The following is a 20,421-nucleotide window of genomic DNA, read 5'->3' as shown; positions in this document are numbered from 1 at the left end:
CCCCACTCTACGTCACACCGGCGGGCTCCCGTTATCATCCGCATACACCAGCGGGTGGTAGTTAACGGCCTGCACCTGCACCTGCTCCATGCCCTGGGGGCTGATAAGCCTGACCAGGGCGGGGTACGGCTGCCCGAACAGGAAATGCGGTGACTCCTGCCGGGCAGCCGGGTCGGGCCAGGGCTGGGGCATGTCCACCAGCACCTCAAAATCGTCGGCGCCCCGGATGGCCTGGTAAGGGCCTGCCAGGGTGCCGTCCGGGCGGCGCCATGATAGCAGATGCTCGCTGTTCTCCCACTGCAGGGGCTCGCTTACCGACAGCCGCGCTATACCGTCTCCGGCATCGGACACGGCGCGGATCCACCCGCTCTGGCAGCGCCCGGGCACCTCGGCGCCCAGGCCGCAGTAGGACATAAAACGGGAGTTGAGCGCGTCCAGCTCGGTGCTCCAGGAATACCGCCAGCGGCGATATTTCAGCTCCCGGCGCCGGCGCATGCCAATACGCCAGGCCCGGGTACGCGACAGCACCCCATCCGCCACGATCTTCTCCACTTTGCGGCCCTCGTCGCCCGGTAGCCGGCACTCCACGGTCTCGGTGGTCCAGGTGCTGGGGTCCAGATACTCCACGTCTACCCCATCATGATCGTCCGGCTTGGGTACCGAAAACTCGCGCTTGAGCTCGACCGTCATGTTTTGCGTGCTGTACATGTGCTCGAACTCCGTGCGCGGCTCGTCCCGCACCGGGCGGATGCGGCCCTGGTCGATAGTCAGCTCCGCGAACCCCGGCATCAGCGCCTGGTTGATGCTGTCTCGCATCGTGCTGGGCGACGTGATGATATGATCGAAAGTGTCGCCTCTTGTCTGCCAGATCGCGCCCAGGCGGTCCAGCTCGGCCAGATCCAGCTCCGCATCCGTGTGTCCCATGCTCTTTGCGATGTAGGACACCCAGGGCACGATATCCCGCGTCGGCTGCGGGGGCTGCCAGGCTCCGCCGGCGCGCACCGGCAGGATGCGGGTAGCTATGAGCGAGATCTGGTTTTCGGTCTGCTCGGCGATCACGTCGCTGCCGATCAGCGTCACCGCCATGGTGGTCACGTCCGCGTAGCTGCTCGCCCCCGGCAGCAGCGACTTGAGCCCGTACCACTCCAGCCGATCCATCGCCTGGGTGCTGTCGTTCTCGGCCACGATGCGCCGCATCCGCACCTCCGGGGTGATGGCCGCCGGCAGCGCCTGGCTGAAAGTGCCGCCGAGCTGGTCACGACTGGCCCAGTCGATGGTGCGCGTGACCGAGATCCAGGCCCCGCTGCTGTGATAGTCCCGGTACTGCAGCTCTATCACGCGCCGCGTACCGAACGGGATCACGGTGCCATCGTCGGAAATCCAGCCGTGGCCACCGGGGGCAAAAATGTCCCATTCGATCAGCGCTGTCGTCTCCGCCTCCGGACAGGCCAGGAACGGCCCCAGCCAGCCGCCGGCCACTTGCGACTGGTCGTGCTCGATGCTGACGTGGGACGTCTCCAGCTCTGTCGGGAAACCGCTCCAACCGGGGTCGTCGGTGCCGTCGGCCCTCAGCCGCTGGAACTCCCAGCCGATGATCAGCTCGCCCTGGGTGATCAGCCCCGCTATCCGGTAGCGGGTAGACCACACATCGATATCCCGCCCCGGTACCGCCACGGCGGCACGGCTGATGCCGACGTGGTGATGGGTGCCGGCCGGCAGGGTAGACGCCGGCCGCCACTCCGAAACCCCGTTGACGATGTGCCGGATATCCAGCTCCATCTCGCTGTATGAGCGAGTTTCGGCACCGGTGTGCCGCGCCGGTGACGCGCCCAGCAGTGGATCGTAGTAGCCCGAAAGCGGCAGCGGCTGGCCGGCGAACGGCGTTAGCTCCGTAAACGCAATGACCCCGCCGCTATGGCTGGCCAGCACCCCGGCCAGCTGGCCGTTGAGTGCAGTCACCAGGGCATCATGAGTTGCATAATCGTCATCTAAGGTGACGGTCGACACGCCCACCGCGAACGTGATCGGGCCCAGCTCATATTCCAGCGGCGCCACTCTTACGCCGGTGATGGTAGAGGCGCTGCCCGGCTCGTCTACCGTGGTAGTGATGCTGTGCACCCGCAGCGGTATCAGCATAGACAACAGGCCGCGGATCACGAGCTCATCACCCACCGCCAGGCCGAGATCGGCAAAATTGCCGCGCACCAGGTCGCGGTTGGGGCTGCTCCAGTGCCCGCCGCCATCCACGATCTCGATGGTGCGGGTGTTGTCGGTGATGGTGACGATGCCGCCGGACTCCCAGTCCTGCGGCGCGCTGCCGGCGCTGGGCGGGATGATGATGGCATTGCCGCTGATCACATACCGGCTGGCCTGGGCATGGCGGGTGACTGTGCTGCCGGCGGTCAGCCGCAGGCCGGACGATCCGGTGCTGGCCCCCACCTCCGGCGCGTTGTACCAGTTGCGGTGTGACTGGTGCCCGGACACATCCGCGCCCGGCTCAAAAAAACTGTGCTGCCATTTTTCGCCCAGCACCGAGGTCGGGGTTTCGCCGATTTTGATCTGCGAGTCCGGGAGCAGATAGCGCCCGGGGCCGACGCACAGCATCATGTCCACCGCCTGGGTGCGGGGGTCAACAAAATATTTGCGGGGCTGGCACAGATAATCCGGGTAGCGCCGGTGACGGCCGGCGAGCTCCGGCACTATCTCGCCAGTTTTTGCGATGTTAGCCCCCACGGCAGTACCTGCCATTTTCTCGCCCTGGGTGCCCTGGTTTTGGGTCAGCTGTGGTTTTTTGGCCATAGACTGGGACAAAAACATGCCGGCAATAGCCCCAACTGCAGCGAAGATTGCGGTAACCGCGTCTTTTGGCTGCACCCGCAGTTGCACCGGGGCAGCAGCGGTGATCATCAGTTGGTCCCACTGCTCCGGTGGCACCAGTTGCCCGCCCACCGTGGCGCTGATGGGCTGCTCGGGCCCGAGCCGGTACTCGCGCACATGCTCGGTCAGCCAGTCATGCAGGGTAATGCCCTGCACCTGGTGCCGTTCGAGGGGCTCACCCGGTAGGGTGCTGGGGTAGATCTCGATCATCGTAGTAGACCACCTGTAAATGATTTGCCTCAAAATCCGCCAGCCGCTGCCGGCGCGGGCCGGTGCTGCGATTAGTTTCCAGCGCCTCCAGCCTGCCCTCGATCTCGATGACCAGGCCGACGTGCAGGCACAGCCGCCCCCGCCAGCAGGTGGCTATGGCCCCAGGTGCCGGCGCTACCGGCCGGAACCCGGCGCGCATCACCGCCCGCGCGGCCCGAGTCAGCCCGGGCTTGTCGTCCGGGTCTATGGCCCCGTAACTCGGCAGCAGCGGCAGGCCGTAGAGCTCATGCCGCCCGGCCCGCACCAGCCCCCAGCAGTCATAGACCCAGGGACCACGCCCGCCGTCGCGGTAGCGGGACTGCAGATAGCGCGCGATGCTCATCGGATATACCTCAGCCCGGGGGCCCAGTCTGGGGTGTAGCGCAGCCTGGGCCAGGCGGTGGCCATGGTGTCGTAATAAGCCGCCTGCAGCTGCAGCAGGACGCCCTGGAACGAGCCGCCGGCCAGGGTCATGCGCACCGGCGCCGAGGCCGGCGCCGACAGATCCGAGGCCAGGAATGTCCGGAAAATCACCGGCACCTCCACCCCCGCTTCCAGCGCGGCTTCTACCTCCGCCGCCGCCTCGCCGAACATGTCGTCCACCGAAAACTGCAGCGCCTGGCGGCCGGTGCCGTCCGCCCCCGGCAGCGAGATATCCATGGCCACAGCCCGAAAAGTCACGGCCTGCCCCGTCTCCAGGGTGGCCGTGATGTCTTCGTACTGAGCGCACAGTCGGCGCGGATTAGGACTGAGAATTTCCAGGGTGGGGATCAGCACTTCGGTGGTGGGGGCGGATGCGTAGACGACGTTGAGTATCGTCATAATGCCCCCTGGTTACGCAGTGATGCCGTATTTATCCATCAAAAACCGCTCGATGGCACGTCGGTAGCCGGCGTGCTCTGGCCAGCCGAGGTCGATATCCAGCACCCCGCAGATTCCCAGTTGCGTATTTGTTGTCGGGCTGTTGCGGAACATTTCAAATTGCCCCCCGTGATATTGATTATCGAGTGGGTTTTTATCTGCCGAATTGATTGCGACTTGATGTCCGTTAGCAAAGATTTTAAGACCGTTGCGAGTTGAAAATGTAGCCATCATTAAAATCGTGACGTTATTCTGTATCACGCCAGCAGCTTCCAATCGAACATTGCCATTGCTATCGTAAACCGCGAACTGCCCACCCGTTCTGATTGTTATCCGTGGTGCATAACCTGGGGTATTTACAATGAGTGGTCGAATTAATTCACGACCACCTACAGCCTCAGTTAAATCCGTGTTAAAGACAAAAAATGAAGACCATGCGTCAGGGTTAAAGTCAAAATCGGTTGCATACGGACGAATAATAGTTTCCATGGTGATTGATGGATGTCCTGATATAGTGCCAGTTGTAACAACCCCTGTATTTCTAATAAGAGAATTGTTTGCAATGGCTCTATTCTTAATCCCGCCATCAACCAGATGGTCTGGGTCAGCCATGCATTTCCATGCATTTTTTTTACTTCCATCAGGCATAAATTTATATATCGCACCCATGGATCGCCCTTCGGGTGTAAGCTGCATTGCCCCTTGCCCATTAGCATTCCGCAACCTGAATCCACTAGCGATTTGATAACCGATCATGATTGATACCCCTTACAAGTGAAAAATTTGATGGACTGCCCAGTTATAAAGTTGGCGACCGTCATAGTTGCTGATTTTTGTTGAGCTATCTCGCAAATTACCGCGAGGGACATTTCCCGCTGTGCGAGGACTGCTTTGCGGGCTGATGGCATACAGAAGAGATTCGTTTATGCCAGACGGGATATTTTCCAGCTGAGCAGTAATGGTCGCTATTCCGCTGCTGGATCCATCATCGTTAATTTCGATGCTGCTAATTGCGATATCTCCCGTGTTGTCTCTGAACCTAAACCCCTTAGCATCACGCTCCGGAACATGCTCGATGTCGAATACCAGCGGCGCCGGTGCACTTACAGATGCAATTACGGTGGTACCATCACGGACGACATCGATTATTTGCACAATTTCCGTTTTTCGCTTGTGGCTCCACAGCGCCTGGCTGTGCCCGCGTGCGTCTCCCTCGCCAATAAGGTAATAACCTGGCCCCTGGAAATGGATGTAATCGGGGCTGTAGTACTCGAGGTAGGGATAGTCGACACCAGTCAGGTGATGATAGGGGCTCTCGTTATGAGCTCGGAGCATAGCTATGGTCGCTTGCGGCGCGTCAACAAGGTGTGAACTTGGCATGTGCATAAGGATGTGGACGTCGGCCAGCTGCGAGGTAATGGCTTTGATGTCGGCGTCCAAGTCCTGCTGCCATTCGATTAAGTTGTTGAAATAGTTACTGTTGTTCTGGTCAGCCTCTCCGTGCTTGATGGTGACGGCCTCGACGACAACTTGCCATCCGTGGGCTGCGGCGAGTGTTTTGGCTCTTGCCACTGCCAGCATCATATTGTTATAGACCTGAGTTCCCTTTTTCATGCCGGAGTAACCGGTGCCGCCCATCCCGGATACAAAACTTAGGGAGCGGTACTGTATGCCCAGGGCATGAGCCTGGCGAGTGAGCTCGTCCGCGTAGGATTCCATGGGTGTCTGTCCTCGAGACCCGGCGCCTTGGCCTGCCCGGGCTACCAGTGGCTCAAAGTCGACCAGCACATCAGGATCCAACAATGGCGGGTTTGCGCCATCAGCCGTGTCCAGCCCCATACGGACATCTGACAGACCATCCGAGCGCGTAAACATCAGCGCCTCATCTGGAAAAACGGGCTCGATGCTGACCATGGTAGATGCTGACGTCGCGCCCACTTTGAGCGATTGACCTGTTCCGATGTGCAGCTTTAGGATCTTGCTGGCATCGGGGATGAGCAGGCCCTGACCTGCGCTGACTGTGCGAGTCTGACCGATCAGTGGCTGGTCGATCACCGCTCGTACCGACTGGCCATTCCCCGGCGCAGTGGCCAGCACGGTGTAGTCGCCCAGCTCCGCCGCCAATTCGTCATTCTCACCGACGGCTCTCAGTTCCTGTCCGGACAGGTATGGGATGAGGGCTTGCGCTTCAGGCTCAGGCTCAGGACCTTGGTGTGAAAATATTTGATTCCCATCACCGTCCCATGCTATTAGTGGATTTCCACCCTCATCTATAATTGCATTCTCAATCAGTGAATCGTCCGAGTGGAATTCTGCCCTCGCTTCATTTACCTGGTAACCATATTCATCATGTGCAGATATTATATTTCCTTCTGCATCGAGTGTTGCTAATGATATTCTGTCATTACTAGAATGAAACTCTGCCCTTAGTAGATCAGTTGTAAACCCGCCTTCATCGAAAGAACTTAGAATATTCCCGTCTTCATCAATCATGCCTACTGCAACCGCACCACTCTCACTGGCACTTGAGTGGAATTCAGCCCCAATATTGATGGGGTCAGATGCTACATCAACGGCAACTTTTATTTCATCACGTTGCTCAACTTGTTCATCAGCAATTACCTGCAAAAATTCAGCTGACGGGTCATCCGCAATCCAAACAGATCCGCTCACACTGATGCGCTTACGTAGTGTCTTGCTGATATTTGGGTCAGGGTTGGCGACAAAGAAATACTGGCCATCCTCTACCGCCGCTCGGCCAGCTGGCTCGTCATCGAATATTTGGCCACCGGCAACCAGCAAGCCCTCAACCTCGATTTCGATCGCGTGATAAGTTTTTCTCACCCGTCCAAATCGGTCGGTGAAGGTTTTATTTTCCATGTCATTGGATGCAACGTCTAAATTTTTCGCGTTGTCGTCCAGATCGCGAAGATCACCGGAATCCAGCGGGTTGCCGGTATTAAATCTGTTCATCATGTACCTCGATAAATCAGGATTCCGGCCAGTGTTTATTCATGGTCCGGTCGAACAGTGATTGATTAATGATGATGTCTGGGAATTGTGATTCAATTTCGCCAATGGTCTGCCGCTCTCGTATTTCCATGGTTGCCGATACTTGCCATTCCCATGCGCTGAGGGGGATGGCTTGATATATATCGACAAAGGCCATTTCGTAGCGGCCGACACCCAGGCTGGTTTTAGCCCAGCCCATAAACCAATCGGCGCCGTCAGATATCGTCCAGCGGAACCAGCCCTCGAACAGCTGGAACTGCGGCAGCGTCATAGTGATGGTCAGCGGAGTGTGAACCGGCACCGAGGTGAACATCCGGCGGCGGCGGCCCCGTCCGCTGGCCATGGGCGTGCGCCGGAACGGCGACACCGGCTGCAGGGCATAGCCCGGCAGGTCTGGCATGGGCAGCTGGGACGGGTACTCTGGTAATGCCATTAGGACCCCCTCATGGTCAGGCCGTGGTCCTGCGCGAACCGGCTAAATCCGGATGTGGGCTGGCCGCTGCTAGCCTCTTCCAGGATCACCTGGGCGACAAACTCCCGGTCGGAGATCTGCCGGGTTCGGGTTCGGGCCTGCACCGGCTGGCCCTGGTTGATGACCTCCACCGATACCGATATCGGCCCTGCTCCGCCCCGGGCGCCGCCCTGGCGGTTCTCGCGATCCAGGAACTGGGTCAGGTCGCGGTTCAGCGCGGCGCCGGTGACTCGCTCGCCCCGCTCCAGGTTCCAGGTGCCCGATTTGGGCAGGTAGTCGATGCCATCGTGGGCCTGGCCCACGGGCATGGCCACCGACTGCACCATGGCCTGCAGCACCCCGGTCTGCACGGTGGTGGTGGCCACCGCCGGCAGGTTGAAGGGGAACGGGGCCGATGCCCAGGCCTTGCCGATCGCGTCCACGCTGGACATCAACACCGACGCCAGGTTGTACGCCTTTTGCGCCGCAAACATGGTGCGGTAGATGCCCGACTGCTCGCCGGCGAACACTTTGGCCAGGTCGGCCATACTGCCGAACGTCTCGCCGACCCCCTGCAGCTTGGCCTGCTGGATCTGCCGCTCCGCCGCCAGCTCGTTCTGCCGGCGGCGGTCTTCCAGGGCGGTGATCTGCTCGTCGTAGAGCGCCGCGTTTTCGATCTCCATCTCGCGATAGAGCTTGTAATCCTCAATGCGCTGGTCGTAGGCCTCGCGCATTTTTTCGCGCTCTTGCTCCATGCGCTGGGCTTCGCCGAACGGGCCGGAAAACTGGGCATCCAACCCCTTGATTTCAGGCAAACCCTGAAATGTTTTGCTCTTAATCTCCCGGCCGATACCGCGCTGCACCAGCTGCCCCTTGGGCCCCTCCAGACCCTGGGCGTCCTGCTGCAGTTTGCCGAGCTCGGCCAGCGAACCGCCCAGGAACTTGCCCCAGCGCTCGTCTTCAATAGCCTGCAGCCGGCGCGCCGCTTCCTCGGCGATCGCCACCTTTGCGAACTCATAATCCCGGTGGCTGACCAGCCCCTGGCGGTAGTAGCTCTCGGTCTGGGCCAGACTGTCCTGCCGCCAGTGCTCGACCTGCTGCTGCTCGGTGGCGTTAAAACGCTGCATCTCCAGCAGCCATTTTTGGGCCTGGTCGCGCATCGACGCGGTTTTTTTATCGTCGTCGGCGCCGGGCAGGCCGGTGCTGCCAGGCCGGTTGCCGAGCAAGCCCTGGAGCTCCACCACTTTCGCAAGCTTTTTCTTTGTTTCTTCCAAGGCTTCGTTGTGGGCCTTGGTTTCTACCGTAATCTCTTGTTGCTTACCCAGCGCCTTGGCCAGCGGGGTTATATTCCCGAACCCGCTGGCACCTGATGGGGCCGCCATTGCATCCTTAACCTCAACAGCGACGGATTTGGCTTTATCCTCCAGCTTGCTGAGCTCCAGAGTTAACCGAGCCACCTCGGTTTCAAGAACGGCTTGGTTAAAGTCGTCCACCCCAGCCGTCAGCTCCGCCACTCTCGCCTTGGTCTTGTCCGCCTGACCAGCCGACAGAAATAGCTCGTCGCGGAACATGTAAAGCGATCCTGCGGCTATGATGGCTATGCCCGCAGGTCCCCCCAGCAGCGCCATGGAGGTTGCCAGGGTTCGGGAGGTGGCCGTCATGGCCGCTTGGGCCACGGAAGCAGTGCGGGTGGATGCCGCAGCGGCCGCCGTGGTGGTGGTGACCACGGTATTGGCCCGGGCCAATTCGGTTTCCGCCAGGGTCAACGCACGGGTGGTGCCGGTGGTGGTGGCCTCGGCCGCCGCCAGGGTGCGCTGGGCGGCTGTGGCCTGGGCGGCCATGCGCAGTTCCTGCTGGCGAATTTCCGCCAGCCGGGTCAGCGACTGCTGCCGGCCGGTGGCACTGATCTGCGCCTGAAGCCGCTGCATTTCCAATGCCCGCTCGGCGGCCAGTTGTTGCTGGGTCAGTTGGATCTGACGCAATTGCTGCGCTGCCTCGGCCTGGGCCTGCTGGGCCCGCTGCTGGGCAATCCGGGATCGGGTAACGGCAGCGGTTTGCTCACCGGCGGTGCGGCGAGCGGCCATGGCAGCCACCTGCTGCTCCTGCAGCTGCAACTGGGCCGCCTGGGCGGCAGCAGCGCGATCCGCCAGGGTGGACTTGACGGTGGCGGCGGTTTTAGCGGCAATGGCGCCGGTTAGCTTTGCGCCCAGCACAACAGCCACCATCTCCCCCACGGCAACAACATCAGACATGTTGTCACGCAGGTAGAACACCGCTTCAGCGGCTCGGTTGTAAATCTCGGTACCAGTCTCAATCAGGGACAGTTGCTCGGCCAGGGCCAGCTTCGCCTCCTGAATGGCTTGCCCCAGGGTATCCTGGGCTCCGCCAAAACCTTCCGCCTCTTTCCGAGCAATCCCCCCGAACTGACCAGCCAGTTCGTCAAGGATAAGCCCCTGGGCCTCAGCCAAGCGGTTTGTCTCCACCAGGGTCTTGATGACCTTTTGCTGGGCGTCATCAAAATAGATACCTTGACGCCGCATGGCGTTGATGCCCTGGATAGGGTCATCCAACACCTTCGCCAACATTTCGAGGGAGCCGTTGAGCGGCCCATTGATCAGCGATGAGAGATCGGTGGCCGTTTCGATGGCCCTGGTGAACACATCCCCAGTGATATTGCTGTAAGACAGCAGTATCTGCTGGGCATGCATCACCCCTTCGGTGGACTGCAGCGTGGACAGGGCCAGCTCCCGCGCTTGCTGATGCAGCTCCTGCGCTGTAACCCCGGCCACACCACCCGTGGCCTTGATCACGGCTTCAGTACGCAACAGGTTTCTTTCTAACTGCTCCGTTTCCGCTATAGCGGACCCGAACAGGCTGACGGTCTGGAAGCCAGCAAAAATCCCCCCCATGGTCGCCGCCACGGATTTAGCCTGATCCCCCATCCATCCCAGGTCATTGCCGGCAGACTGGATTTGACGAGCAAACGCCGACGCCTTCCCCCCTGCCTGGTCAAAGCCTGAGCCCAGCTCACCGGCATGGAGGCGCCCCTTGCGAAAATCCTGGTTGAGTTTATCCAGCTCGGTCTTGGTGGTATTGATGGCCCGCACGCCACCGCTGGCGTCGCCGGTGATCACCAAGCCGGTTTTATATTCCGATGCCATCGCCACCTCTTTAAGGCACAAAAAAACCGCCTTTCGGCGGTCACATGCGGTTAAGGATCTCTAGGGCCCCGCTTTCTATCTGCCGCACCTGCTGCAAGCAGCGGCGGCGGTCCTCGACCCCCAGCATCGCCATGGTGGCGGCCAGGGCTGCAGCATCCAGCCCCTGGTAAAACATCCCGGCCATGCCGGCGACGATGCGCCACTGGCCGGAGCTGGCCAGGAACACCTCCCAGGCCTCGATATGCTCGGGCCAGATGCCAATGCTTTCCGGTTCGGCGGGCTGGTCCGGCAGACTGATGCCCATTACCGCCAGGTCCGATTCAAGCTCGTTTTTACCGCCCCGGCCTGCGCCGGCCCAGGCGCGGCCGAGGTCGGTCAGTTTTTTGCGGCGGCCTCGGCGCGGCCCGCCTGTGCCGGGAACCAGCTTTGGATCAACGGCATCCTGATATAGGTCTTCTCCAGCAGTTGCAGACCCAGCTCAGGGGTGTATTTGAGCGAGTTGCCGGCGGCATCCTTGAGCGGCGCCAAATCCAGCAGATCTTCGGTCAGCAGCTGCTCGTCGGTGATCTCGCCGGCGCGGATGGCCGCCAATCGGTCTTGTGCCGGGGTGTAGTCGTACAACTTCCAGGTGGCCTGAACGCGGCTGGGCGCCTCGTCGCCAGGCACCAGGATATCGACCGGCACTGTAATGGTCTGCACGTCTTTAATAATCAGCATTTGAGGCCCTTACTTGATGGTGATGGTCCACTCGTCGTCACCGACGGTGGGCAGTAACTGCACGTTCATGTTGTAGTGGACGAGGCCGTTTTTATCCGCCCGGGACAGGCTGCTCAGCTGCGCCTTGGGTGCGGAAAATTCGACGGTGTTGCCGGGCTCGGTGCCGTGCTGCAGGGTAATGGGCGCCGCCACTTCCTGCTGGTGCGATTCCAACGCCTGGAAGTAGTTCTTGGTACCGAGATCGGGCGCTTCGATTTGTACTGCACAGGTGGAGACCCGGTCGGTAATGCTCACCTCCTCATGGCCAATCTGGTTGCGGTAGGTGACGGTGTTGCCCATGGTCATGGTCAGCGACTCGCCTACGGCCTGATGACCGTGCACCGAAAACACGGGCGTATTCTGTTTGTTGACCGGCAACTCCGGCACGATGTTGCTGATCTCATGAGCCAGCTGGGTGTTATGGACCACCGGCCGTTTGTAGAGCCCGGTCAGGGTGAATTTGTAGGTGGGGAACTGGCCGACGGGCGCGCTCAGCTCCAAGGTGCCGCGCACCCCGGGCAGTTGCTGCAGCTGGCCATCCTCCACATACCAAACAGTAAACGACTCGTGATCATCGGTGACCGGGCTGTAGGTGACGGACACGCCGGCGGCCACGGTTTCGGCCGCGCCACAGGCGCGCAACAGCAGGCCATAGTTGGGCGGAGTACCCACCACTCCGGAGCCGGCCAGAGGAACGGTAGCGGTCACAGTTGCATAGGGACCCACGTTGACATCGGCGTTAGCGCCGAAGGTCTGGCGTAGCCTGGTGCGCTGTTGCCGCTCCCCCTCATAGGGGGCATTCTCCAGTTCGGCCAGCTGGATCAGGGTAGCGTCGGCAATATCCGCCGGCACCCCATAGCTGAGTTCAGCCGCGATCAGCAGCGCTTTTTTGCGTGTCAGCATCAGGTTTTGCCTTCTGTTGTTTGGCCGGCGCCGCCGGCGGGGAGGTTATGCGGTGGCCGCTGCGCTGCCTGAGCACACGCTGGCCGGTTTCGTCAATGACATAGCTGCCGCCGGATGCCATGGAGGTCTCCTGTCAGTGGCTGCGGATTACCCGCTGGTATTGGTAGGTTTCGCGCCAGAACACCTGGTGGCCGAACACGCCGAGCTGGCTGCCACCGCCGTACTCCAGGGGGCTGACCGCGCCGTCAAGCTCCAGGCCCAGCAGGGCGAATTGGGCCGCCAGGCGCAGGCCTTCCAGCTCCAGGGCATTCGCCACCAGCACCACCGCCATCTGTTCAGTGACCGTCTGCCGCACCGCCATGGTGGCCAGGGCGTTACCCTGGGCCGAGGCGCCCAGCTCATGCACAAAGGCGGCGGCGGGTGCCACGGCGCCGGCCAGGGCGGTGGTTTGCAGCTCGAAGTGGGCGCGAAACTGGCGTTGGTCAAACTCGTAGTCGGTGGCGGCGTCGGTGATCTCCGCCCCCACCGGGCCGGTGTGGGCCGCCACCGCATCCACAAAGCCATCGGCCATGGGCCGCAGGGCGTCGAAGCTGGCGGCGCGCAGGCTCACCAGCCAGGTGTCGGTGCGAGCAATGGTCCAGCCGTCGGCCTCGATGTTGCGCCGGCCGGCGAGCTGGTACACGCCGTGCTGGTCCACCTCCAGATCCGGGGGCAGCCGCAGCGGGTAGGTGTGCCCGGCCGTGACCTGGTCGCCCAGGGTGCGCACCAGGGGCACCATATCCACGGCGCCGATGTCGGCCTGGCTGGAGGCTTGGGCGTCGATGGCTTCGCCGGCCAGGGCGTCAAGGACGGCACTGATAGTGTTATTCATCGCATTCGCTCCAGGGACTGGCTCAGCCCCTTGTAAAATCGCTGTTCACCGCCGGCCCGGCCCTGCTCCAACGCCGGGCCCATAAAGGGGCTGGCCTCCATGCGCTCGGTGCCGTGCTCCTGCCACAGGCCCTTGCGCCCCTGCCAGCGGCCCTTGACCTTGCGGTTGGGGCCGACCAGCAGCGCCACCGTTTGGGCGGCGATACCGAGCCGGCCTTTCAGCCGATTGGGCAGGGAGCGGTGGCCCACGGCACGGGCGAGGTCGCCCGAATCCTTGGGCGCCATGGCCTGGGCGGCGGACTTGATGGGCCGCACAAACTCCACCAGGCCGGCGCGCACCGCCCGCGTTTGCAGGCGGCGTTCCAGCTGGGAGAGTTCGCGCAGGGCCTGGTCGTGGCCCTGCAGGCCTACATCCAGATCAAACCCACTCATGTACCATCACCTCCAGTTCAATACGGCGGCCGTCCACGTCGATGGGGCGGCCGTCGATGCGATACAACTGGCCGGCGTGGCGCAGGCGCAGGGTTTTACCGGTGGCCTGGGCCACCGCCGGCCGCCAACGCAGGCGGATGGTGGCGGTGGTGTCGCTGTTGGCCTGGTCGGCGGCAAACAGCAGCCGGCCCCGCAGTTGCCGCACCTCGGCCCAGACGGTGACGCCCGGCTCCCAGGCATCAGCCCGTTCGCCGGAGTCGCTGCGGGCGTTGGGGTTCAACCACTCCAGGGTAACGCGGTGCCGGTATTTGCCGGCTCTGGCTGTACGCATGGCGGTTATCCAATCACTGTGGGGAGGTAGGACTGGATCAGGGCATCGAAGGTAAGCGGCACCGAGTTGGCGGCCTCGCCCACCACCACGGCCTCGCGGTTGCCGTACCAGTGGCCAATGAGGAACAGCAAGGCCAGCTGCAGGTCATCGGTGAGCGGCTGGTTAAGTTCGGCGTCTTCGACCTCCAGATCCCAGCCCGCCAGCGGTACCAGGGTTTTCTGGATGCGCACCTCCAGATGCCGGACCGCCGCCCGCAGCAACAACTGCAGGTAGGCGTCATCACTGGTGATGTCGTCATCCACCTTGCACTGGGCACGGATGACCTCGATGGCGATCATGATGGCTTACCCCTTGTAGGCCTCGGCCACCTTGATGATCTTGATCAGCCGTTCGGCTTCTTCGGGCTGGAAGCCGGCGATGTCGTCTTTTACGTAACGGCCCCAGGCCTTGATAAAGAGCACCGGGGTCAGTTTTTTGGCCGCCGAAGCGGCGGGCTTTTTGGTCTCTGCGGGTGTGGTCATGCTGTGGTCTCACTACGGATAAAAAGGGGCGCCGGACGGGCCGGCGCCGAGGGATTACCAGGTGATGCCGGTACCCAGCACCAGGCCTTCGGGATGGCGGAAACCGATGTCGTGTTCGGCCACCACGCGGATCAGCGACTGGTTACGGGCAAAGGCCGACACCAGGTTGCCACCGGCATCCTTGTAGGTGGCCTCGCGGCTGAAATCGACGGTGAAATTGCCGCTTTCGCCGATCACCACGTCGTTGAAGTCGGCGAAATAGATCTCCGTCTCGTCGGTGCCGACGCCCAGGTTGGCCGGGATGGAGTTGGTGTGCAGGATGGGATAGCCCTTGAGCACACCCTGGGCCATCTCGGGGTACACTTTGTTGCCATTGCCGTCACGCAGGCCGAACAGCTTCATCCAGGTGCGCGGCGACATGCCCCAACCGCAGGACACCATCACGCTGTTGGACTCCATCAGCTTGAGCATCAGCAAGTCCAGGTAGGCGTCGATGGTGGCCAGGTCGGCGGTACCGCTCCAGGGCTCGGTGCGGCTGGCGGCGGTGGCCACCGCCTTCATGCCGGTGGGGGTGTTGTTGGTGCCGTCGTCGCGAAGGAAGGCCTTGTCTTCCCGCACGGCCATGGCGTTGATGATGTCGGCCAACACCAATTGCTCCACATTAAAGCCGGCATGGCCAATCAGCTGGTTGGATATCGGCACCAGGGTGATCATGCTTTTCGCCGAGAGTTTTACGTCGTCCAAATTGGCCCCGGTCGCCAGCACATCATCGCCCTCGCCCACATAGCCGGCGGTAGCGCCGCCACTCATGCGCGGCATGGACATGTTGCCGTTTGGCAGCGGTACCGAGCGGGCGCCGAGCTTGCGCACCACGGTGCGGTTGCGCAGCAGCTCGATCACCTCGTCGGCGGTGTTTTGCGGGATCAGGGCGCCGCCGGAGCCGGCCGAAGTTTCGATGGCCATGGCCACGTCGCTGTCGCCGATGGTGTCGTTGGCAAACTGGGCGGCCTTGTCCAGATCGCCCTTGCTGGCGGCGATGGCCATGGTGATCCGGGCCATGCTGGCACCGGGGTACTGCTTCAGTTCCTGCCTGGTGTGCACCGCCGGGGCCTTGCCGCCAATCGCCTTCACCGGGGCAGCCTGCTGGGCATTCATCCGCTCGGCCGCTTCCAGCCGGGCAATTTTGGCACTAATGGTGTCAAACTCGGCGCTGAGGGTTTCAAATTGGGTCAGCTGCTCGGCGGTGAGCTCGCCTTCCTGCTCTTGGGCTGCCAGACCCTGGATCTGGGCGTTCACTTCGGCACGCTTGCGGCGCAGTTCTTCGATCAACATAGTTACGGTTCTCCGGTAACAAAAAAGCGGCCCGAAGGCCGCTATGGGGTTGTGTACTCCGCCGCCTGGCTAGAGCTTACAGCTAAGGTCGATGGCCGCCGCCCGCGCCTGGATGGAGCGGCGCGGCGGCGGGGTCTGGTATTTGCTGGCAATGGCGTTGATGGCCTGGTCCGGGCTCATCAGCTCGTCGGCAAAGCCGGCGGCAATGGCCTCGGCGGCGCTCATAAGCCGGGCCTGAGTGTCGATCACCGCCTGCACCTTGAGGCCCCGGTATTCGGCCACCGATTCGGTAAACAGCTGGTAGGCCTCGTCCAGGCGCTGATCGATGGCCGCCGTGGCGCCCTCGGTCAAAGGTTCGTGGGGGCTCCCGTCGTTTTTGCGCTCTCCACGGTAAAAGGTGGTGAAGGTCAGGCCCACTTCCTGCTCCCAGCGGGACAGTTCCATGTGCTCAAGCAGTACGCCGATGGAGCCCACGCCGGAGGTGGTGCTGACCACGATTCGGCTACAGGCGGCCGCCACGAAATAGCAGGCCGAATAGGCGTAGAAGTTGACGATTGCGGTGATCGGCTTTTGCTGCCGGGCCTGGTAGATGTAGTCCGCCAGCTCCTTGCAGCCCACCGCCATGCCTCCGCCCGAGTTCAGGTCGAGCACGATTTCTTCGACCAGGTCATGGGCCAGGGCCAGGGCAATGTTGCTGCGGACCAGCTCATAGCTCATCAGCTCGGTGCAGGCCTGGGTGATGTGGCCCCGACGGGCCACCAGCAAGCCGTGCACCTTGATCACAGCGATTTTGCCGACGATGTGCATGCCGTCGAATTGTTCCACCCGACCCTGGCCGCTGTTGGCCAGCACCTCGGGCGCGGACGCGGTGAGCGCCTGGGGCAGCTCGATGGTTGAGCCCCGCCCCATCAGCCGGGGCACCAACACCGACTTAACCGCGTCCAGCGCGGTGCGGGTGGCGTAGAGCGGCACGTCGAACACCTGGGCGGCGACGTGCGGGTAGTTGATCAGTTGCGGCATAAGATGGCCTCGATGTCTTTCATCTGTTGGGGGGTGGCGTTCATCGACTGCTGGATCTGTTTGGAGTCCACCATGTTGAGCGGGGTCAGGTATTTGTCCCCGCCGGAGATGGGCGGCAGGTTCTCCAGCCGGCGAATGTCGTTGACCGACAGCCAGCCCCACTGGCGGCCGAGGGCATAGGCCTCGTACCGGCTCTTTTGGTCTCCGCGCAGTAGGCCCGAGACGTTAAACTCGATGTAAAACCGGCTCCGCTCCGAACGGAGCAGCAGGTCGCGCATCATCGCCGCCTCGATGCGCTTGAGCCAGGGCAGCAGGGTGTAAATGACAAACTGCAGGCCCTGGTGCTCGATGTTGTTGAAGCTGGCCTTGTCCAGCTGCTGGATCATGTGCGGCGGCACCTTGTAGAGCCGGCAGATCTCGGTGATGGAGAAATTACGGCTCTGCAGCAGTTGGGCCTTTTCGTTGTCCATGGCCAATTGCTTATAGGTCATGCCCTCCTGCAGCAGCGCCACGGAAAAGGCGTTGCGCAGCCCGCTGTGCCGCTCCTGCCACTTGTTCAGCAGGGCGTCCACCGCCGCTTGGGTAGTGATAGGGGCGGCCTCTCTGGGCCGCTCAATCACCCCACTCATGGTGGTGCCGTTGGCGAACACCTGGGCGGCGTGCCCCTCGGTGGCCTGGCTGAGGCCAATCACATCGGCGTTGGTCTGGATCGGCGACAGGCCGATGTAGCCATCCAGGGAAAAGCCGCGCACATGGTGCACCAGGCGCGACGGCAGGATCTCGTTGACCTCGGTCAGGTGGTAGTAGGGCATGGCGTCCGGCCCTTTCAGCACCGTGACTTTGTCCGGGTTGATGGGGATCAGCTCGGTCACGTAGCCGGCGCCATCCCGCTCGATCAGGCTGTAGTGATTGCCCCGTACCCCTAAGCAGCCCTGGGTTTGCTCGAAATACTCGAACGCCGTGTCTTTGCGGTTGGGCAGGTTGTGCACCACATCGTACAGCGGGTGATCCGTGGCCCGTTTTCGCTCGCCCTTATCCGACCGCTCGTAAAGCTCACAGGGCAGTTGGGCCACCGACTCGGCCAGCAGGGTCACGCAGCCGCGCACCGCGCTGGAGGCCAGCGCCGACTCGGGGGTAACGTGGATACCGGCCGCCGTGGTGCGCCCGGAAATGGAGCTGATCCAGCGGCTCCAGTCGCCGTTGCTGCCGGTGCGGCTGGTGCCCTTGAACATCTGGGGGATAAACATCAGTCACCCCCTGGAGCGGGTACAGCCTTGGCCATGGATTTGGCCATCAACCAGGACCAGAACACCGCCAGGCCGCCACCGACGATAAAGCCGGCCGCCGGGGTCAGCAGCCAGGCGCCAAAAGCGATGGCGGCAGCGCCGGCCAGGCCGACCAGGAACACGATTAATTGCATCAACATAACACGTCCGATTTGTCGTGGATGGAGGTATCCCCATCGCCACCGCCCACGATCAGGCGGCTCATGGCGGTAAACAGGCCGGCCGGGCCGTCGATCTTGGCCTCGGGGGTCGCCTTGCGGGGAAAGTAGTTGTCGTTGTGGTCGACCTTGCACACCACGTTGGCCATCATCCAGTTCATCACCGGGTTGTGGTCGTGGCGGATACGCTGCCCCTTGACCAGGGCTTCGGTCTCCTTCATCGCCTCGCTCAGGTTCTTGACCGTTTGCGGCACCTCCACCATCGGCAGCCCCTCCCCCATCAGGGACAGGGCGAACTGGGTGGCGCTCCAGGGGTCGTGGGCGATTTCCCGCAGCGATTCGCCGCCCACCCACTCGATCAGCTCTTCCTTGATCTGCAGGTGGTCGATCACCTCGCCGTCGGTCAGCTCCAGGTAGCCCGCGTCCGCCCATTTGCGGTACAGATCGGCGATGTGTTTGGGCGCCGACTCGATGCGCCCTTCCGGCAGCCAGAAGCGGCTGGCCACCTGAACCGAGCCATCCGCCTCTTGCCAAAGCTTGATGGCGGCGGCCACGTCGATTTTGTTCGAAAGGTCGATGCCGACCCACAGCGGCAACCGCTGCAGCTGCTCCGGCGGATCGATACGGCCGGCGGCAAGCCAGCGGGCCATGTCCATCCAGCTTGATTCCGACTGCACCCAGATGTTGAGGTGCTTGGTCAGGAAGTTGGTGCGGGCCGCCACCTGGGCCCGGGCCTTTTTGGCCAGGCGGCGCATGTCGTCCCAGCGCTTGCAGATGCCCAGACCCGGGTTGGCCTTGGGCCAGTTCTTTTCATCCCAGGGATCGTCGCCCTCGTCCAGGGTGTAGATGATGGCGAAAAAGCTGTCGTCTTCGACCACGCCGGACAGCACCTTGGTGCTGTAGTCGCGGATCTCGTAGCAAATCCCCTCCCGGTTGAAACCGGCGGTGGTAATGCCCAGGATCAGCGGCTGGGTCCGGGCGCCGGTGGCGGTTTCCAATACGTCCCACACATCGCGGGTGCGGTGGGCATGCAGCTCGTCGACGATGCCGCAATGAATGTTGAGGCCGTCCAGGTTGTTGGCGTCGCTGGATAGCGGCTCGAACTTGGATGCGGTCTGCTCCTGGTGGATGTTGAGCTTGTTGAACCCGAACAACCGTTTGAGCAGCTTGCTCTTCTTGATCATGTTCTTGGCGTCTTCGAACACGATCCGCGCCTGGTCCCGGGTGGTGGCCGCCGAGTAGACCTCGGCGCCGCCCTCGGCATCGGCCCCGGTCATGTAGAGGCCAACGCCGGAGCTCAGGGTCGATTTGGCGTTCTTCCGGGCCACCTCGTTATAGGCGGTACGAAACCGGCGCACCATCACCGCATCACCGTCGTCATCCAGCACCGCTTCGCCGGTCATCTCGTCGATCAGGACGATAACGAAGCCGAACAGGTTGATCAGGATGAAGGTGTGCCAGTCCATCAGCTCGATGGGCTGGCCGGTGAGTCGCCCCTTTACATGGGGCACAAATTGGTAAAAGTCGAGGGCGTGCTGGGCGCGACCCTCGTCGAAGTAAACGCCCCGTTCGGGGCCTTGCTCCAGGTCAGTCAGGAAGCGCTGGCACGCCAGTATGGTCCATTTGCAGGCGATGATCTCGCCGGCAACCACGCGCTCGGCGTAGCGGACACCGTCCTGAACTGTGGCCATTCATTATTTTCGCTTGCTCAAGAAGTCTTCCAATGGGTCTTTTTCCTGTTCGCCGCCGGCCGCTACCTTGCTGCGGCTGGCCGGGGTCATGCCAAATTCGGCCATCATGGCCCGCAGTCGCTTCCAGGCATCTGATTTCATGGCGGCGGCCGGGTGTGCTTTCAGCAGCGTGTCGCCGGACATGGAGGTGGTGGTGTAGGTGTAGCCCTCCGCCTCCAGCGTCTTGCAGTGCTCGCGGTACTCGGCGTACACCTCGACCAGCAGCTCCAGCGCCTTGGCATCGAGCAGCGTCAACACGCCAAGACCGTCCAGATCGGCGGCCAGCTTCTTGAACCAATACTTCCCGGTCTTGCTCAGGTGCTTGGGCGTGTTGGGTACCCCTTTTTCGGGGGCGGGTTCGCTCTTATTGATCGCGCGCTTTGATGGGTTCCCCTTCACCAAACGCAGGTGTGACGGGGTCGGTGGTGGTCCTGGCATGATCCAAACCCTCCCTAAAGGATCCCGAAAAAA

At 62.1% G+C, this 20,421-nt stretch carries 22 protein-coding genes; all 22 read right to left on the bottom strand.

Features of this window, described 5'->3' with window-relative positions; all coding sequences use genetic code 11:
- Positions 1-12: 12 nt before the first annotated feature.
- A complete protein-coding gene (locus tag ACEVBK_RS09835; RefSeq protein ID WP_375058426.1) occupies positions 13-3,087 on the bottom strand; it encodes a host specificity factor TipJ family phage tail protein in 3,075 nt (1,024 codons plus the stop codon).
- The gene (locus tag ACEVBK_RS09830; protein WP_375058425.1) at positions 3,053-3,469 is read right to left on the bottom strand and encodes a hypothetical protein; all 417 of its coding nucleotides are present in this window, start codon (positions 3,467-3,469) and stop codon (positions 3,053-3,055) included. Before ACEVBK_RS09830 ends, ACEVBK_RS09835 begins: the two co-directional genes overlap by 35 nt.
- Complete coding sequence (locus ACEVBK_RS09825) at positions 3,466-3,948, bottom strand: DUF1833 family protein (RefSeq protein ID WP_375058424.1); 483 nt, start codon at positions 3,946-3,948, stop codon at positions 3,466-3,468. The genes ACEVBK_RS09830 and ACEVBK_RS09825 overlap by 4 nt, the downstream gene beginning before the upstream one ends.
- A gap of 12 nt (positions 3,949-3,960) precedes the next feature.
- Entirely contained in the window at positions 3,961-4,743 is a 783-nt protein-coding gene (locus tag ACEVBK_RS09820; RefSeq protein WP_375058423.1) for a hypothetical protein, read from the bottom strand.
- A gap of 12 nt (positions 4,744-4,755) precedes the next feature.
- On the bottom strand, positions 4,756-6,963 hold the full coding sequence (locus ACEVBK_RS09815) for a hypothetical protein (RefSeq protein WP_375058422.1): 2,208 nt from the start codon (positions 6,961-6,963) through the stop codon (positions 4,756-4,758).
- Positions 6,964-6,976: 13 nt separating this feature from the next.
- A complete protein-coding gene (locus ACEVBK_RS09810) occupies positions 6,977-7,432 on the bottom strand; it encodes a hypothetical protein (RefSeq protein WP_375058421.1) in 456 nt (151 codons plus the stop codon).
- Positions 7,432-10,611 (bottom strand): hypothetical protein, encoded by a 3,180-nt coding sequence (locus ACEVBK_RS09805; protein WP_375058420.1) that lies wholly within the window; start codon positions 10,609-10,611, stop codon positions 7,432-7,434. The genes ACEVBK_RS09810 and ACEVBK_RS09805 overlap by 1 nt, the downstream gene beginning before the upstream one ends.
- Positions 10,612-10,651: 40 nt before the next feature.
- Positions 10,652-10,915 (bottom strand): DUF1799 domain-containing protein, encoded by a 264-nt coding sequence (locus ACEVBK_RS09800; RefSeq protein ID WP_375058419.1) that lies wholly within the window; start codon positions 10,913-10,915, stop codon positions 10,652-10,654.
- Positions 10,916-10,986: 71 nt separating this feature from the next.
- Complete coding sequence (locus ACEVBK_RS09795; RefSeq protein ID WP_375058418.1) at positions 10,987-11,328, bottom strand: hypothetical protein; 342 nt, start codon at positions 11,326-11,328, stop codon at positions 10,987-10,989.
- 9 nt (positions 11,329-11,337) lie between these two features.
- Positions 11,338-12,270, bottom strand: a complete 933-nt coding sequence (locus ACEVBK_RS09790; protein ID WP_375058417.1) for a phage tail tube protein — start codon at positions 12,268-12,270, stop codon at positions 11,338-11,340.
- A complete protein-coding gene (locus tag ACEVBK_RS09785) occupies positions 12,233-12,391 on the bottom strand; it encodes a hypothetical protein (protein WP_375058416.1) in 159 nt (52 codons plus the stop codon). Before ACEVBK_RS09785 ends, ACEVBK_RS09790 begins: the two co-directional genes overlap by 38 nt.
- A 12-nt stretch (positions 12,392-12,403) precedes the next feature.
- Positions 12,404-13,141, bottom strand: a complete 738-nt coding sequence (locus tag ACEVBK_RS09780) for a hypothetical protein (RefSeq protein WP_375058415.1) — start codon at positions 13,139-13,141, stop codon at positions 12,404-12,406.
- Positions 13,138-13,572 carry a hypothetical protein gene (locus ACEVBK_RS09775; RefSeq protein WP_375058414.1) on the bottom strand — a complete coding sequence of 145 codons (435 nt, stop codon included), beginning with the start codon at positions 13,570-13,572 and terminating at the stop codon, positions 13,138-13,140. Before ACEVBK_RS09775 ends, ACEVBK_RS09780 begins: the two co-directional genes overlap by 4 nt.
- A complete protein-coding gene (locus ACEVBK_RS09770) occupies positions 13,559-13,903 on the bottom strand; it encodes a phage head closure protein (protein ID WP_375058413.1) in 345 nt (114 codons plus the stop codon). Before ACEVBK_RS09770 ends, ACEVBK_RS09775 begins: the two co-directional genes overlap by 14 nt.
- 5 nt (positions 13,904-13,908) lie before the next feature.
- Positions 13,909-14,241 carry a head-tail connector protein gene (locus ACEVBK_RS09765; RefSeq protein ID WP_375058412.1) on the bottom strand — a complete coding sequence of 111 codons (333 nt, stop codon included), beginning with the start codon at positions 14,239-14,241 and terminating at the stop codon, positions 13,909-13,911.
- 6 nt (positions 14,242-14,247) lie between these two features.
- Complete coding sequence (locus ACEVBK_RS09760) at positions 14,248-14,424, bottom strand: hypothetical protein (RefSeq protein ID WP_375058411.1); 177 nt, start codon at positions 14,422-14,424, stop codon at positions 14,248-14,250.
- 54 nt (positions 14,425-14,478) lie between these two features.
- Positions 14,479-15,756: a phage major capsid protein gene (locus ACEVBK_RS09755; RefSeq protein WP_375058410.1), complete on the bottom strand. Its 1,278-nt coding sequence runs from the start codon at positions 15,754-15,756 to the stop codon at positions 14,479-14,481.
- A 69-nt stretch (positions 15,757-15,825) separates the two neighbouring features.
- The gene (locus ACEVBK_RS09750; RefSeq protein ID WP_375058409.1) at positions 15,826-16,776 is read right to left on the bottom strand and encodes a S49 family peptidase; all 951 of its coding nucleotides are present in this window, start codon (positions 16,774-16,776) and stop codon (positions 15,826-15,828) included.
- Positions 16,764-18,023: a phage portal protein gene (locus tag ACEVBK_RS09745; RefSeq protein ID WP_375058408.1), complete on the bottom strand. Its 1,260-nt coding sequence runs from the start codon at positions 18,021-18,023 to the stop codon at positions 16,764-16,766. Before ACEVBK_RS09745 ends, ACEVBK_RS09750 begins: the two co-directional genes overlap by 13 nt.
- Entirely contained in the window at positions 18,023-18,202 is a 180-nt protein-coding gene (locus ACEVBK_RS09740; RefSeq protein WP_375058407.1) for a hypothetical protein, read from the bottom strand. Before ACEVBK_RS09740 ends, ACEVBK_RS09745 begins: the two co-directional genes overlap by 1 nt.
- Positions 18,196-19,911, bottom strand: coding sequence for a terminase large subunit (locus tag ACEVBK_RS09735; RefSeq protein WP_375058406.1), 1,716 nt, complete (start codon positions 19,909-19,911; stop codon positions 18,196-18,198). Before ACEVBK_RS09735 ends, ACEVBK_RS09740 begins: the two co-directional genes overlap by 7 nt.
- A gap of 3 nt (positions 19,912-19,914) precedes the next feature.
- Positions 19,915-20,388 (bottom strand): phage terminase small subunit P27 family, encoded by a 474-nt coding sequence (locus ACEVBK_RS09730; protein WP_375058405.1) that lies wholly within the window; start codon positions 20,386-20,388, stop codon positions 19,915-19,917.
- Between the last annotated feature and the right edge of the window lie 33 nt (positions 20,389-20,421).

It is taken from the genome of Zobellella sp. DQSA1, assembly GCF_041950555.1.
Taxonomy (GTDB): Bacteria; Pseudomonadota; Gammaproteobacteria; order Enterobacterales; family Aeromonadaceae; genus Oceanimonas.
This window is presented reverse-complemented; position numbering and strand designations above follow the sequence as displayed.